A 13,927-nucleotide genomic window follows, 5' to 3' on the forward strand; every position below is an offset into this window, starting at 1 on the left:
CTCGGTCAGCGCTTGTCGGGATCGTCGTCGCCCTCGCGGACGATCGGAAGGTCGGCATCCGTCTCGGTCGCCTCGTCCGCCGCACGCGCGGCCTCTTCGGCGTCGAGCTCCTCCCGGACCTCCTCGCGGTAGCGGACGCGACGGATCCGACGGTTCATGTCGAGGATCAGCAGGATCACTGCGATCAGGATGATCACGACGGCGGCGAAGCCGACGAATCCGGGCGTGACCAGCTCCGGTGCCACCGTCATCGAGGGCGTCGGCATCGGGGTCTCGGTCAGAGCGAGCATGGAGTCTGCCTTTCCTGCGCAGGTCGCATAACCTGGAGTTACCAGCCTAACGACCGGAAGACCCACCCCGTGACGACCGCACAACAGCTCGACGACCGCTATGGCCGCACCCGCACCCGACGCGGACCGTGGATCGTCATCATCGCCATCGCCGCACTTCTCGTCGGCGCATTCGGCTGGATGATCGTCACGGAGCAGATGAATGCGGTCGACTCCGACGATCTCGGCTTCGATCTGGTCGATGAGCACAGCGTCACGGTGCGCTTCCAGGTCACCGGCGTGCAGGGCAAGGACGTGGCCTGCATCGTCGAGGCGCTGGACGAGGAGTTCGGAGTCGTCGGCTGGAAGGTCGTCGAGATCCCCGCCGGAGACACCCATTCGCAGGCGGTCTCGGCGACGGTTCCGACCGTCTCCGACGCGACGACAGGTTTGGTGAACAGCTGCTGGGTCGCCTAGACTCGAGCCAGACAGATGACGCCCTGGCACCGTGCCGGGGCGTCTTGGCATATCCCCCGCGGAACGTCGCCGGGTTACTAACGAAGGAGCTTCGTCATGTCTACTGACGCTCAGGTTCCCTTCCTCACGCAGGAAGCGTATGACCGGCTCGTCGCCGAGCTCGAGCACCTCTCCACCACCGGTCGTGATGAGATCGCCAAGCGCATCGAAGCGGCTCGCGAAGAGGGCGACCTCAAGGAGAACGGCGGATACCACGCCGCCAAGGACGAGCAGGGCAAGCAGGAGGCGCGGATCCGCACTCTCGAGAACCTCCTCAAGACCGCGAAGGTCGGCGAGGCGCCCGCGAGCCGCGGCATCGTGGAACCCGGCACGGTGGTGACCGCGGTGGTCGCCGGCGGCGAAGAGGTCTTCCTCCTCGGCAGCCGTGAGATCGCCGTGGGCAGCGACCTCGACGTCTACAGCGAGGCCAGCCCGCTCGGGCAGGCGATCCTCGGGCTCAAGGTCGGGGAGAAGTCCTCGTACGAGGCTCCGAACGGCCGGGCGATCTCGGTCGAGATCGTGAACGTCGAGACGTACACCGGCTGACCCGCAACCGTCCCCTGCGCGCTCCCGCCGCAGCACGAAGGCCCCGTCCGCATGGACGGGGCCTTCGTGCGTGCTCCCCGGGTCAGTCCGGAACGATCATCGGCTGGAAGCCGGCTCGGCGGAGGGTGTCGAGGGTGTGCTCGGAATGCTCAGCGCCCCGCGTCTCGACGCTCAGCTCGAGGAAGACCTCGCTGATCTGCAGCCCATGCCCGTGACGTGTGTGCATGGCTTCGATCACGTTGGCCCCGGCCTCGGCGATCAGCTCGGACACGCGAGCCAGTTGACCCGGGCGATCGGGCAGCGGGATGCGGATGGTGAGGTAGCGGCCGGACGCCGCCAGACCGTGCGAGACGACGCGCTGCAGCAGCAGCGGGTCGATGTTGCCGCCGGAGACCACGGCCATGGTCTTGCCGCCGGGCTTCACCTTGCCCGCGAGGATCGCGGCGACGCCCACGGCACCCGCGGGCTCTGCGATCACCTTGGACTGCTCGAGCAGCACGAGGATGGCGCGCGCGAGGTCGTCGTCCGTCACGGTGACCACCTCGTCGACGAGATCCTTGATGATCTCGAACGGGACGGCACCGGGGCGTGCGACCAGGATGCCGTCTGCGATCGTCGGCTTGGTCTCGATGTCGACCGGGTGTCCGGCTTCGAGCGACGGGAGCATCGCCGCGGCGTTCTCGGCCTGGACGCCGATGATGCGGACCGACCTGCCCAGCTCCGCCGCCTTGGCCTTCGCCGCGGCCGCGACCCCGGCGATGAGGCCTCCCCCGCCGATTCCCAGCACGATGGTGTCGACGTCGGGAGCGTCCTCGAGCAGCTCGAGTCCGAGTGTGCCCTGTCCGATGACGACATCGCGATGGTCGAACGGATGGATGATCACCGCTCCCGTGCGCTCGGCGAACTCCTCGGCCAACCGCAGCGAGGTCGCGACGGTCTCCCCCTCGAGCACCACCTCGGCGCCGTAGCTCCTCGTGGCCAGCAGCTTGGGCACCGGGATTCCGATCGGCACGAAGATCGTGGCCGGGATTCCGAGGGTCTGAGCGGCGAGGGCGACGCCCTGCGCGTGGTTTCCGGCGGACGCCGCGACCACGCCGCGCGCGCGCTCTTCGGCGCTGAGCTGCGAGAGCCGATAGGCGGATCCCCTGATCTTGAAGGATCCCGTGCGCTGCAGGTTCTCCATCTTCAGCACCACGGGGACGCCCAGCTCATCAGAGAGGGCGCGCGAGGGCAGTGTCGGCGTTCGCGTGATCACCTCAGCCAGACTCTGAGCTGCCTTCTCGAACTCGTCCAGGCTGGGGACTGCGCTCATCGATTCCTCCGTCTCCGCTCGCGCGGAACTGTGCTCCAGATCAGGTCTGCGTTCGGCACGTCGCCCGTTCTCCACGAGCCCGTGCTGACGGTGACCGCCGCGACGTTGACGAACGCCGCCAGAGGCACCGCGAACAGGGCTCCGGGGATGCCGCCGACCATCGAGCCGCCGGCGACGACGAGCACGACGGCGAGCGGATGCACCTTCACCGCGGAGCCCATCAGGATGGGCTGCAGGATGTGGCCCTCGAGCTGCTGCACACCGAGCACGACGGCCAGCATCGCGAGCGCGATCCACGGCCCGTTGTAGACCAGGGCGAGCAGAACCGCGATCGCGCCGGTCACGACCGCACCGACGATCGGGATGAACGAGCCGAGGAAGACCAGCACGGCGACCGGGATCGCCAGCGGCACACCGAGCAGCGCGGCGCCGACGCCGATGCCGACCGCGTCGATGGCCGCCACCAGCAGCTGCGTGCGCGCGTAGTTGACGATCGTGGCGAAGCCGTTGCTGGCGGCCGCGTCGGCGGCCGGACGTGCTGCGCGCGGGAACAGACGCAGCGTCCAGCGCCAGATTCCCCGACCGTCGGCGAGCAGGCAGATCAGGATGAACAGTGAGAGCACCGCTCCGGTGACCACATGCGCAGCGGTCGTGCCGACCGCGAGGGCCCCGTTGAGGAGCGTCTGCGTCTGCTCGTTGATGATTCCGAGACCCTGATCGATATAGCCCTGGATCTGCGTCTCGCTCAGGTGCAGCGGCCCGTGGAGCAGGAACTGCCGGAACTCCTCGATCGCCTGAGAACTGCGCTCCTGCACATCGGGCAGCTGGGCGCGGACCTGCCAGATGACCAGCCACATGAGCAGGGAGACGATCGCGAGCGTGCCGATGATCGAGAGCGCCACTGCCAGCCATCGCGGGAACCTGTGTCGCAGCATCCATTGGAATGCCGGCCACAGCAGGGCCGTGATGAGGATGCCGACCATGAGCGGAATCACGAGCAGCTTCAACTCGATCACGAGCCAGATGAATCCGGCGACAACCGCGGCGATCAGCAGGATGCGCCAGGAATACGCCGCCGTGACACGCAGTCCTCGGGGGACGGCTTCGTCGGCCTCGGTGGTCACCGTGCGATCCGGCGACACCGGGCGCGGACGGAAGAGATCTCTCAGCCGTGGACGCTGCTCTTCGCTCATCGCCCAAGTCTACGGCGCAGGCGCAGCCCGTCCTGACGCGCGAGGCGTGGATGTCGGCGCTCGGCGATACCCTGACGTGGTGACCGAGACCCTCAGCCCCGCCCAGGCGCGTCGCATCGCGCTGGCCGCACAGGGGTTCTCCCGTGCGCGCCCCGCGTCGGTGTCCGCCCGGCACATCCACCGGGTCATGGATCGGCTGGGCGTCCTGCAGATCGACTCGGTCAACGTCTTCGCGAGATCGCACTACATGCCGCTGTTCTCGCGCCTGGGCGCCTACGATCCGGCACTGTTCGAACGCGTCTTCCACTCCCGCACCACGCACTACGTCGAGTACATGGCTCACGAGGCGACGTTCATCCCGCTGGAGGACTGGCCGCTCTGGCGATTCCGGATGGAGGACTTCCGCGCCAGATGGGCGGCGCCTGATTCCTGGATGAGCACGAACACCCGGACGCTGCGCTGGGTGCAGGACGAGCTCCGCGCACGGGGCCCGCTGCGACCCGCGGATCTCCGAGACGACGCGCCCCGCGAACGAGGAACCTGGTGGGACTGGGATGACGTCAAACTCGCGCTCGAGCACCTGTGGCGCACCGGCGATGTCGCGATCAGCGGCCGGAAGGGCTTCGAGCGCAGCTACGCCCTGGCCGAGCAGGTGATCCCCGACGCCATCCTGTCGCGCCACGTGTCGCGAGACGATGCGATCCGCGAGCTCACGCGTCGAGCCGCGCGATCGTCGGGAGTCGCGACGCAGTCGGATCTCGCCGATTACCACCGCATCCGCGATCGCGCGGCCGTCTCGCAGTCGATCGCCGATCTGGTCGACGCGGGTGAGCTGCTCCCGGTGTCCGTGCGGGGCTGGGATCGCGGCGGCCGCCCGCTCCCGAGCTGGCGACATCGGGATGCCGTGCTCCCACGTCGGATCGACGCGGCCGCGCTGTTGACGCCCTTCGATCCTGTCGTCTGGTTCCGCGACAGGGCGCTGCGTGCCTTCGAGCTCGACTACCGGATCGAGATCTACGTCCCCGCCGACAAGAGGCGATACGGCTATTACTCACTGCCCGTGCTCGTCGGCGACCGGGTCGTGGCTCGCGTCGATCTGAAGGCCGACCGCGCAGCGTCCACGCTGCAGGTGCAATCGGCCTGGTGGGAGCCTCAGGCCAGGCCAGACGCCGACGCCGAGCGGATCGCCGCAGAGCTGGCGCTCGCGACGGAATGGCAGGGCCTCGAGCATCTCTCGGTCTCGCGATGGGGCACAGCCGCTGAGGCGCTTCACGCCGCGCTCTCGGCTCGCCCCGACGTGTCGGTGCGTCGCCATGTTCACGCGAGGGAGGTGCCGTCGTGAACCGCCGCCTCGCATGGGCGATCGGCGGCGCCGCTGCCGCTCTCGTGATCGCGGGAGCGGCGCTCTGGCTGTGGCAGTCGTCGAGCGACGTCTCTCCCGAAGCCGGTCCGACGACGACGACGACGACGAGCAGTGCACCGACTCCCGACACCGATGTGCAGGCGGTCGCGCAGAGGGAACTGGACGACCACCTCGAGGACTGCACCTCGCAGGACGTCGACGGTGACGCGGTGCCCGATAGATGCGGGATCAGGATCCCGTGGGGCACGGAGTTCGCCGCGGTCGACGAGGTCCGCTTCCGTATCGAGCGACTGCCCGTGCTCGTGTTGGCGGACGGCGGATTCGTCGCCGACGACGGCATCCTCGTCGCGACGGTCTCCGGCACCGGGCAGGACGGGGCTCCGCGGACCGAGACCTATCGCACCGTCTCCTGGACGCTTCGCGGCGACGTGACCGTCGATGGGAGCGAGGTCGAGCTCGACATCTGGTGAGCGGCGCTCGGGCCGGCGATCGGCTCCCCCACGGCGGCGACTGACATGCAGAAGGCCCGATACGCGAGTGCGCATCGGGCCTTCTGGCAGATCAGAACTGCACGCGTGGGGGCTCGGAGATCGCACCGCTGTCGGCGACCTCGAAGAACTCGCGCTCGGTGAATCCGAGTCCCTTGGCGAAGAGGTTGTTCGGGAAGACCTTGATCTTGGTGTTCAGTTCGCGCACCCCGCCGTTGTAGAAGCGGCGCGCGGCCTGGATCTTGTCCTCGGTGTCGACGAGCGACTGCTGCACCTGGAGGAAGTTCTGGCTCGCCTGCAGTTGCGGATACGCCTCGGCGACGGCGAACAGGCTGCGCAGCGCCTGCTGGAGGTGGCCTTCTGCGATGCCCGCCTCGCCGGGGCTGCCGGCAGACAGCGTCTCGGCTCGCGCACGCGTGACGTTCTCGAACACCGCCTTCTCGTGCGAGGCGTAGCCCTTCACCGTCTCGATGAGGTTGGGTATCAGATCCGCCCTCCGTTTGAGCTGCACCGTGATGCCGCTCCAGGCCTCGTCGACGCGGACGTTGAGCTGCACCAGCGAGTTGTAGGTCGCCCAGAGGTAGATTCCGATGAGCAGAATCACACCGACGACGATCAGTACCGGCACGAGCCATTCCATCAGAGGCCCACCCTTCCTCGTGTTTGTCTCATCCTATCGGCGCAGCCTGCGCGTCGACTGGGTGCGGGGCGGTCGGCGGCGGCCGTCTCATGCTCCGAGAACGCGGTCCAGGTACCGGTTGGCGAACCGACGGTCGGGGTCCAGCCGGTCTCGCACCGCGGCGAAGTCGTCGAATCGGGGATAGCGCTCCCGCAGCTGCTCGGCTGTCAGCGTGTGCAGCTTGCCCCAGTGCGGGCGTCCCCCGTGTTCGAGCATGATCTGCTCGACGGCCTCGAAGTAGGCAGTGGGGTCGGCGCGCCAGTAGCGGTGGACCGCGATGTACCCGCTCGCTCTGCCGTACGCCGTCGACAGCCACCTGTCGTCCGCCGCCGCGAAGCGCACCTCGATCGGGAACTCTATGCGCCACCCGCGTCGTTCGATGAGCTCGCGCACCGCGACGAAAGCCGGCACGACGTTCTCGACCGGCAGCGCGTACTCCATCTCGCGGAACCTCACCGTGCGACTCTGCGTCAGCACACGATGCGACAGCTCGGTGTACCGCCGGTCGCCCGTGAGCTTCACCGCGAGTCGGTTGAACGGCGGAGTGATCGCCGGTGCCACCTGACCGGCGGCGCACACCGCCCGGTACACGCCGTTGGAAAGCAGCGTCTCGTCGATCCACCGCCCCATGACAGGAAGAGGCTGCCGCCTCGTCGACTCCGGCACTCTCGTCTGCCTCTTCGTCAGAGCGATCTCCGTGTGCGGAAACCAGTAGAACTCGAAGTGATCCGATTCGTCGACCCGACGAGGCAGACTCTCGAGCACGTCTTCGAGAGGCGCGGGTTCGTCGACCGCCTCCATCACGAAGCGCGGCACGCACTGCAGCGTGACGTCGACCAGGATGCCGAGTGCGCCGAGTCCCAGCGCGATCGCCGGAAGCAATTCAGCATTCTGCTCGTCGTCCACTCGAAGGAAATCCCCCGACGACGTGACCACGGTCGCCGCGACGACCTGCGTGGCGAGTCCCCCGAAGCCGGACCCTGTCCCGTGCGTTCCCGTCGAGATCGCACCGGAGATGGACTGCCGGTCGATGTCGCCGAGGTTCTCCATGGCGAGGCCGAACGGTGCCAGGAGCGCGGGGATGCGGTGCAGTCGCGTTCCCGCGAGCAGGGTCGCTCGTCCGGTGGCCGCGTCGGCGGACACGAGTCCCTGCATGTCATCCAGTTCGAGGAGCACGCCCGGTGCGACGGCGATGCCGGTGAAGCTGTGGCCCGCTCCGACCGCCTTCACCGTGAGCCCCTGACCAACAGCCGCCCGAACGGCGCGCTGCACTCCTTCCGGGGTGCGCGGGCGCTCGACGCGGAGCGGCTTCACCTGCGCCGACCGGCCCCAGTTCTGCCAGGTTCCACCGATCCGAGTCACAGGAAGGCCTTTCCCTCGCCGCGATAGGTGGGAAGCTCGTCGATGATCTCATCGCCGGAGACGAGCTGATAGCTGTCGATGCGCTCGGCAGGCTCCCCGCTCTTGGCATGACGGAACCAGACGCGGTCGCCCACTCCGAGGCGCGCGGCCTCAGTTCCCTGCAGCGGTGTCTGCACCTCGCCCGCGGCCTCGCGCGGCAGCGTGCGCAATCCCCTCGGCCAGACGGGCTCCGGCTGGCGCGATGCCACGGCGGGCCCCGAGGCGATCCATCCTCCACCGAGCACGGTGGCGATGTCGGCGGCCGGCCGCCGCACCACATCGAACGCGAACGCCGACGCCGGCGCCGGACGGAACGACCGGTATCCGTCGAAGAGATGTCCGCCGAGCAGCCCGCTGCCCGCACTCGCCTCGGTCAACGACTCGTCGCTGCCGGTGAACTCGAGGGAGCCGGTGCCGCCGCCGTTGAGGAACTCGAGAGGTGCGATCTGCGAGAGCGCGCCGACGATCGCGGCCCGACGATCGCGCAGCTCTGACCGGGAGCGCGCCTGCATGAGACGGATCACCGGCGCATCCGGTCCGGCATTGTCGCCCTGGCCGGCGATCTGGGCCTCGTACATCTGCAGCCCGACGAGCGTGAACCCGGGGCGTCGGACGATCGTCCGAGCGAAGGACGCGACCTCGCCCGGGGTGAACAGAGCCGACCTCCGCACTCCGATATGACCGAGCGCTGCCGAACGCAGCGAGGCGTCGGCGTCGATCGCGACGCGGATGTCGGGGCGAGCACCGGCAGGCGCGACACTGTCGATGATGTCGAGGTGCGCCGGGTCGTCGACCATCAGCGTGATCCGACGCGCCGCCTCGTCCGACTCGAAGAGCTGCAAGAGCCCCGCGCGGTCGACCGTCGGGTAGCCGATGACGATGTCGTCGTGGGTCTCTGCGAGCCAGAGCGCTTCGGCCAGGGTGAAGGCGAGGATCCCTCGATATCCGGGAAGCTGCAACACGGCGTCGAGCACCGAGCGGACGCGCACCGACTTGGACGCGACGCGTATCGGCAGTCCCCCCGCGCGGACGAGCATGTCGAGCGCGTTGTGCCGCAGCGCTTCTCGATCGATCACCGCCACGGGAGCAGCGAGGTGGCCCGTTGCCGCAGACAAGCGCGGCCAGTAGCGTGACGGGTCGTGCCACTCGGGGGAGACTGCGTTTCGTCCCTGATCGGGGCTCAGATCGGCGGTGAGGTCGAGCACTCCCCCACCTTATGACCACAACGGACTCGGATTCACGTTTTCTGAGATCGAGTCGCAGGGCGGCCGCGCGGCCATCGTCTGAAATCCCAGTACTTTAGCCACGCGGATCGTAATGAACCTCGTCCGTCGCCGTCTCTCTCACTGAGGCCGTCATTCGTGGTGGACTCACCGGCCGCGTCCGGCCGGTCGCCGGGGGGTAGCGATGCTGTCGCGGCAGCATCACAGGGAGACGGGCGATTGGGGCGCCCGTCTCCCTTCGCCCCGTCCGTGCCGGAGGCGGAACCTGCTCCGTCGATATACCCGTGTACTCTGAGCCAGTCACGGCATGGAGCCCCCGTAGCCCAATGGCAGAGGCAGGCGACTTAAAATCGCTTCAGTCTGGGTTCGAGTCCCAGCGGGGGCACATCGTGATCTCCTCAGCCATCCGAGAGCCGATCAACGGCGCCGCCTCGCCGTCGGTTCGTGGCAGCCGGCCCACGGGCCTCACGGATGCGACGGACGACCAGCACGCCGACGGCGATCGCCAACGCGGAGTACACGGCGTAGTCGAGGTAGCCGAGCACGTGCTCGAGCTGCTCATGCTGGGTTCCGAGCAGCGCACCGACGCCGATCAGCAGTGTGTTCCACAGGCCGCTGCCCAGGATGGTGTAGACGCTGAATCGCACGAGTTTCATCCGCGTGGCGCCTGCGGGGATGGAGATCAGGCTGCGGACGCCGGGGACCATCCGACCGACGAGCACCGTCCACCCTCCGCTGCGCCGGAACCAGGCCACCCCGCGGTCCAGGTCGCCGCGGCTGACCAGTTTCGTGGCCGCGAGAAGCCGCACTGCGCGTTCGATGCCGATGGCCGCGCCGAGCCAGTAGAGCAGAAGCGCCCCGACCCATGAGGCGAAGGTGCTCCACACGATCAACCATCCGAAGGTGAGGTCGCCGCTCTGACTCAGGTACCCCGCGAACGGCAGGATCACCTCGCTCGGAATGGGAGGGATGAGCACCTCGAGGAACACCAGCACACCGACGCCGATGTCGCCGAGCTGCGTGAGGACATCGGCGGCGAACCCGGTGAGGCCGGAGAATCCGTGATCCGACGCCGACTCGGCGGGCGCCATGCTCGCGCTGCTCATCGGCCGAACAGATCGCCGATTCCGGGGATGCCGAGGTCACCGAGTCGCTGCCCCCAGTCGCCCGCCGCGTCGCCGAGACCTGACACGGTCTCACCGGCCGACCCGAGGATGCCCTCCGCGGCTCCCGCCAGCTCCTCGCCGCCGAGTCCGTTCGCGATCGCTTCGATGTCCACGCCCTGCGCGAGCGCATCGAAGTCGACGCCGAGGCCGGCCGCCTGCTCGAGAAGAGGAGCAGCGACCGCACTGCCGACGGCGCCGACCGCGACGATGCCCAGTGCCCCGACAGCGGCTCCCCCGACGGCACCGGCGGCGCCGAACCCGCGTACCCGCGAAAGGATGCCGCGCATCCGGCCCGGGTGCGCGGCCTCGGAGCGCCCGGCCGCGCGGGCGAGGTCCTCGGGCGACGACGATCCCGGACGCTCACCGGGGGCGAGTTCCGTGTTCATCCGGTCCTGCACCTGGGCGCGCTGGGTGGGAGTCAGTCGCTCGAACGCGTCGCGGTGGATCTGCTCGACGCGGTGCGGATCGGCGGTCTCGAGCAGGTAGTCATAGCGGGCGATCGCAGCCCGGTCGGCATCTGACACCGGTTCGGACGGACGAACGGCACCGGCGGCAGGCGGGGAATACGGGTCTTGGGATGTGGGACGCGACGCGGGAGGCGTCATCCCTCGTGAGCCGTTGCGATCCGTGCGGGATCCGCTCTCGTCGAGATCGAGGGCACGAGCGGCCATCCCGAGCAGTCGGTTGAGTTTTCCCATGATGACGATTCCTTCGTGGTGTGAACGACCACGGGTCTCGACAGCGATGCGGTGAGGGGTCCTTGGCCGTCCGCGGATACGGACGCCAGGTCTCTTCCACCCTCACGGGCCGGTGGGCCGGGACACGACCTCGTATCCGTAATGACGACACCACCGCAGACGGGAATACTCCCCTTGCTCTGCCGACGGTAGCAAGCATGCCTGTGAACCGGGTGCACGGCGCGCCCACGGCCCGAGACGACGAACGCCCCGACTCCGGAGGAATCGGGGCGTTCGAGAAGAGGACTACTTGACGGCAGCCGTCTCGGCGGTCTTCTTCGCAGCCGGCTTCTTGGCGGCGGTCTTCTTGCCGGCGGGCTTCTCGTCTGCGGCCTTATCGGCGGCGGTCGCCTGCGCGGCCGGGGCCGTGGTGGCGGGAACCGGTGCGTCGGCGGCCGGACGCGGGCGTGCGGCGAACTCCTCGAAGACGTAGCGCGGGTTCTGCACCGTCTCGAGGTTCACCAGGTCGCGGCCGAGCCACAGGTTGTTCCACCAGCCCCAGATCACGCGGAACTTGCGCTCCCACGTCGGCATCGCGAGACCGTGGTATCCGCGGTGCGCGACCCAGGCGACGAAGCCCTTGAGGGCGATCTTGCCGGACTGGAAGACACCGTTGTAGAGGCCGAGGCCGGCGACGGCGCCGAGGTTCTTGTGGAAGTACTCCTTCGGATCCTCACCGCGCAGCACGGCGACGAGGTTCTTCGCGAGGAGCTTCGCCTGACGGACGGCGTGCTGGGCGTTCGGCACGCAGAAGCCGCCGACGCCACCACCCGACAGGTCGGGGACGGCAGAGACATCGCCGGCAGCCCAGGCCCCGGGAACGAAGGCCTCGGGGGTGCCGACCCGGAGGTCTGCACGGGTCTGGATGCGGCCGCGCTCTTCGACCGGGAGGTCGCCACCGCGCACCACCGTCGGGTTCGCCATGACACCGGCGGTCCAGACGATCAGGTCGGTGGGGATGACCTCGCCCGTGGACAGCTCGACATTGCCGTCGACCGCGCTGGTGAGCTGCGTGTCGAGGTGGACGTTGGCACCGCGCTTCGCGAGGTCCTTGAGGACCCACTCGCTCGTCTGCAGCGAGACCTCGGGCATGATGCGCCCCATCGCCTCGATGAGGTGGAAGTGCGTGTCGTCGAAGGTCAGCTGCGGGTACTTGCCCACGAGCGACGAGGCGAGCGAGCGAAGCTCGGCGAACACCTCGATGCCGGCGAAGCCACCGCCGACGACGACGACGGAGAGCAGGCGGTCACGCTCGGGTCCCGCAGGAAGCGAGGCGGCCTTGTCGAAGTTCGACATCAGGCGGTCGCGGATCGCGACGGCCTCCTCGATCGTCTTCAGGCCGATCGCGTTGTCTGCGATCCCCGGGATCGGGAAGGTGCGCGACACGGCACCGGCGGTGACGACGATCTGGTCGTACGCGAACTCGTAGGGCTCGCCCAGCGGCGGGGTGATCGTCGCGACCTTCTCGGCGTGGTTGATGCCGGTCACCTTGGCGGTGAGCACGTTGGTCCGCTTGAGGTGACGACGATGTGCGACCACCGAGTGGCGGGCTTCGATCGAGCCGGCGGCGACCTCGGGGAGGAACGGCTGGTACGTCATGTACGGCAGCGGGTCGACCATGGTGACGTCTGCTTCACCCTTGCGAAGGTGCTTCTCCAGCTTCCACGCCGTGTAGAAGCCTGCATAGCCTCCACCGACGATCAGAATCTTGGGCACAGTGCTGTTCTGAGGCACAGGGGGACAACTCCTCGGGAGTCAGGAATGTGGCGTGCGTGCGCGCGCCGATCGGATGCGCCGGGCAGCTGCGGTGACGCCAAGCGCTATCAGGATACCAGGGACTGTGAGGGCGATGAGCGGCAGGGTACCGTAGCGCAGCGAATCAGCGCTGGGAAGCAGCGGTGAACCCGGCTCTGTCGGCGCATCCGCATCGGGCAGAGGGGGCACCTCGACCGGCGCGGCGGTGGGATCCGGCTGCGGGACGGTCTCCGCCCGGCGGAACAGGCGGACCCACTCGGCGAGATCGCCCATCGGGTTCTGGGAGACCCTGGGCACGTCCGTGGAGATCGCGGCCTCGGCATCCACGAGACCGTAGCCGTAGAGCGGGTCGGGGAGGTCGGCCATTCCGGGGACCTTGATCGCGGTCTTGATGATGCGGTTGATGACGTTGGCGGCATCGAGGTCGGGATGCGCGGACCTCACGAGGGCCGCGATGCCCGCGACGATCGGCGCCGCCCCGCTCGTGCCGCTCCACGGCACCACCGTGCCGTCCGCCGAGACGCCGCGCAGACCCTCGCTGGGTGCCGCGATGCCGATGGTGATCCCCTGCGTCGACGCCTCGATGCTCGCCGTGCCGGTCTGGTCGACTCCGCCGACCGTCAGCACGCCGGGAATCGTCGCGGGAGCACCGATGATGTTCGTGCCGCTCCCCCGGTTGCCCGCGGCGACCACCACGACGACATCGTGCTCGAAGGCGTAGAGGAACGCGTCATCCCAGCTCTTGTCCCAGTCCAGTGTGTTGGTGGTGAACGAGAGGTTGATGATGTCGGCCCCGTGATCGACCGCCCAGCGCATCGCCGTCGCCACCTGCTCGGTGAACGGCACCGCAGCCGCGGCGCCGAAACCCACCGATATCGAGAGCAGATCCGCCTCGGGCGCGACGCCGATCATGCCCTTGCCGTCGGCTGCGCCGCGTCCGGCGGCGAGGGATGCCACCCATGAACCGTGATTGCCGTCGATGGCGCCGACCGGGGTGCGCCCATCGGGGGCTCCGGTGCCGGACACGTCGGTGCCGCCGACGACGGCCTCATCGAACACCCCGGGGACCTTGCCGATCCCGGTGTCGATCACGGCGATGGTCACCCCGTCGCCACGGGTGGTCTGCCAGGCGTCGCGGACACCGGCACCGTCGAGCCAGTACTCGGCGGCACGCACCGGATCCGCCGGGTCATCGGGCACGGGCGGCGGCGGCGTCGCCGCGCCGAGGAGCAGAACGGATGCCACGACCGTCGCCAGCGCGACGCCGTTGCGCAGCATC

14 protein-coding genes and 1 tRNA gene are annotated in these 13,927 nt (G+C 68.7%); 5 read left to right on the plus strand and 10 right to left on the minus strand.

Annotation, left to right across the window (positions count from 1 at the left end; genetic code table 11):
• Window positions 1-5 precede the first annotated feature (5 nt).
• Window positions 6-290: a hypothetical protein gene (locus AB0N61_RS09005; protein WP_167946497.1), complete on the minus strand. Its 285-nt coding sequence runs from the start codon at window positions 288-290 to the stop codon at window positions 6-8.
• A gap of 69 nt (window positions 291-359) precedes the next feature.
• On the opposite strand from AB0N61_RS09005, the gene AB0N61_RS09010 reads away from it, so the two are divergent.
• Window positions 360-746, plus strand: a complete 387-nt coding sequence (locus tag AB0N61_RS09010) for a DUF4307 domain-containing protein (RefSeq protein ID WP_167946495.1) — start codon at window positions 360-362, stop codon at window positions 744-746.
• 96 nt (window positions 747-842) lie between these two features.
• Window positions 843-1,331, plus strand: coding sequence for a transcription elongation factor GreA (gene greA, locus AB0N61_RS09015; RefSeq protein ID WP_167946493.1), 489 nt, complete (start codon window positions 843-845; stop codon window positions 1,329-1,331).
• Between the two features lie 82 nt (window positions 1,332-1,413).
• On the opposite strand, the gene ilvA is transcribed toward greA, so the two are convergent.
• Window positions 1,414-2,643 (minus strand): threonine ammonia-lyase, encoded by a 1,230-nt coding sequence (gene ilvA / locus AB0N61_RS09020; RefSeq protein ID WP_363363311.1) that lies wholly within the window; start codon window positions 2,641-2,643, stop codon window positions 1,414-1,416.
• On the minus strand, window positions 2,640-3,836 hold the full coding sequence (locus tag AB0N61_RS09025; RefSeq protein ID WP_363363312.1) for an AI-2E family transporter: 1,197 nt from the start codon (window positions 3,834-3,836) through the stop codon (window positions 2,640-2,642). Before AB0N61_RS09025 ends, ilvA begins: the two co-directional genes overlap by 4 nt.
• Window positions 3,837-3,915: 79 nt before the next feature.
• On the opposite strand from AB0N61_RS09025, the gene AB0N61_RS09030 reads away from it, so the two are divergent.
• On the plus strand, window positions 3,916-5,178 hold the full coding sequence (locus AB0N61_RS09030) for a crosslink repair DNA glycosylase YcaQ family protein (RefSeq protein ID WP_363363314.1): 1,263 nt from the start codon (window positions 3,916-3,918) through the stop codon (window positions 5,176-5,178).
• Window positions 5,175-5,669 carry a hypothetical protein gene (locus AB0N61_RS09035; RefSeq protein WP_363363316.1) on the plus strand — a complete coding sequence of 165 codons (495 nt, stop codon included), beginning with the start codon at window positions 5,175-5,177 and terminating at the stop codon, window positions 5,667-5,669. Before AB0N61_RS09030 ends, AB0N61_RS09035 begins: the two co-directional genes overlap by 4 nt.
• Window positions 5,670-5,760: 91 nt before the next feature.
• Here AB0N61_RS09035 and AB0N61_RS09040 read toward each other — a convergent pair whose 3' ends face one another.
• The 3 genes from AB0N61_RS09040 to AB0N61_RS09050 form a co-directional block, all read right to left on the minus strand.
• Window positions 5,761-6,327, minus strand: a complete 567-nt coding sequence (locus AB0N61_RS09040; protein WP_363363318.1) for a LemA family protein — start codon at window positions 6,325-6,327, stop codon at window positions 5,761-5,763.
• An 87-nt stretch (window positions 6,328-6,414) separates the two neighbouring features.
• Entirely contained in the window at window positions 6,415-7,728 is a 1,314-nt protein-coding gene (locus AB0N61_RS09045) for a D-arabinono-1,4-lactone oxidase (RefSeq protein WP_363363320.1), read from the minus strand.
• The gene (locus tag AB0N61_RS09050; protein ID WP_363363322.1) at window positions 7,725-8,972 is read right to left on the minus strand and encodes an amino acid deaminase/aldolase; all 1,248 of its coding nucleotides are present in this window, start codon (window positions 8,970-8,972) and stop codon (window positions 7,725-7,727) included. The genes AB0N61_RS09045 and AB0N61_RS09050 overlap by 4 nt, the downstream gene beginning before the upstream one ends.
• A 330-nt stretch (window positions 8,973-9,302) precedes the next feature.
• On the opposite strand from AB0N61_RS09050, the gene AB0N61_RS09055 reads away from it, so the two are divergent.
• Window positions 9,303-9,375, plus strand: a tRNA-Leu gene (locus AB0N61_RS09055).
• A 13-nt stretch (window positions 9,376-9,388) separates the two neighbouring features.
• On the opposite strand, the gene AB0N61_RS09060 is transcribed toward AB0N61_RS09055, so the two are convergent.
• The 4 genes from AB0N61_RS09060 to AB0N61_RS09075 form a co-directional block, all read right to left on the minus strand.
• A complete protein-coding gene (locus AB0N61_RS09060; protein WP_363363324.1) occupies window positions 9,389-10,096 on the minus strand; it encodes a DedA family protein in 708 nt (235 codons plus the stop codon).
• The gene (locus tag AB0N61_RS09065) at window positions 10,093-10,854 is read right to left on the minus strand and encodes a cation-transporting ATPase (protein WP_363363326.1); all 762 of its coding nucleotides are present in this window, start codon (window positions 10,852-10,854) and stop codon (window positions 10,093-10,095) included. The genes AB0N61_RS09060 and AB0N61_RS09065 overlap by 4 nt, the downstream gene beginning before the upstream one ends.
• A gap of 285 nt (window positions 10,855-11,139) precedes the next feature.
• Entirely contained in the window at window positions 11,140-12,609 is a 1,470-nt protein-coding gene (locus tag AB0N61_RS09070) for an FAD-dependent oxidoreductase (RefSeq protein WP_363363327.1), read from the minus strand.
• A 39-nt stretch (window positions 12,610-12,648) separates the two neighbouring features.
• A complete protein-coding gene (locus tag AB0N61_RS09075; RefSeq protein ID WP_363363329.1) occupies window positions 12,649-13,926 on the minus strand; it encodes a S8 family serine peptidase in 1,278 nt (425 codons plus the stop codon).
• Window position 13,927: the final 1 nt, after the last annotated feature.

The sequence above is a fragment of the Microbacterium sp. NPDC089320 genome (assembly GCF_040684875.1).
Taxonomy (GTDB): domain Bacteria; phylum Actinomycetota; class Actinomycetes; order Actinomycetales; family Microbacteriaceae; genus Microbacterium.

Coding starts and splice junctions, on each gene's coding strand:
- AB0N61_RS09005 (WP_167946497.1), bottom strand. CDS start 290: ATGCTCGCTCTGACCGAGACCCCGATGCCGACGCCCTCGATGACGGTG.
- greA (WP_167946493.1), top strand. CDS start 843: ATGTCTACTGACGCTCAGGTTCCCTTCCTCACGCAGGAAGCGTATGAC.
- ilvA (WP_363363311.1), bottom strand. CDS start 2,643: ATGAGCGCAGTCCCCAGCCTGGACGAGTTCGAGAAGGCAGCTCAGAGT.
- AB0N61_RS09025 (WP_363363312.1), bottom strand. CDS start 3,836: ATGAGCGAAGAGCAGCGTCCACGGCTGAGAGATCTCTTCCGTCCGCGC.
- AB0N61_RS09040 (WP_363363318.1), bottom strand. CDS start 6,327: ATGGAATGGCTCGTGCCGGTACTGATCGTCGTCGGTGTGATTCTGCTC.
- AB0N61_RS09060 (WP_363363324.1), bottom strand. CDS start 10,096: ATGAGCAGCGCGAGCATGGCGCCCGCCGAGTCGGCGTCGGATCACGGA.
- AB0N61_RS09065 (WP_363363326.1), bottom strand. CDS start 10,854: ATGGGAAAACTCAACCGACTGCTCGGGATGGCCGCTCGTGCCCTCGAT.
- AB0N61_RS09075 (WP_363363329.1), bottom strand. CDS start 13,926: ATGCTGCGCAACGGCGTCGCGCTGGCGACGGTCGTGGCATCCGTTCTG.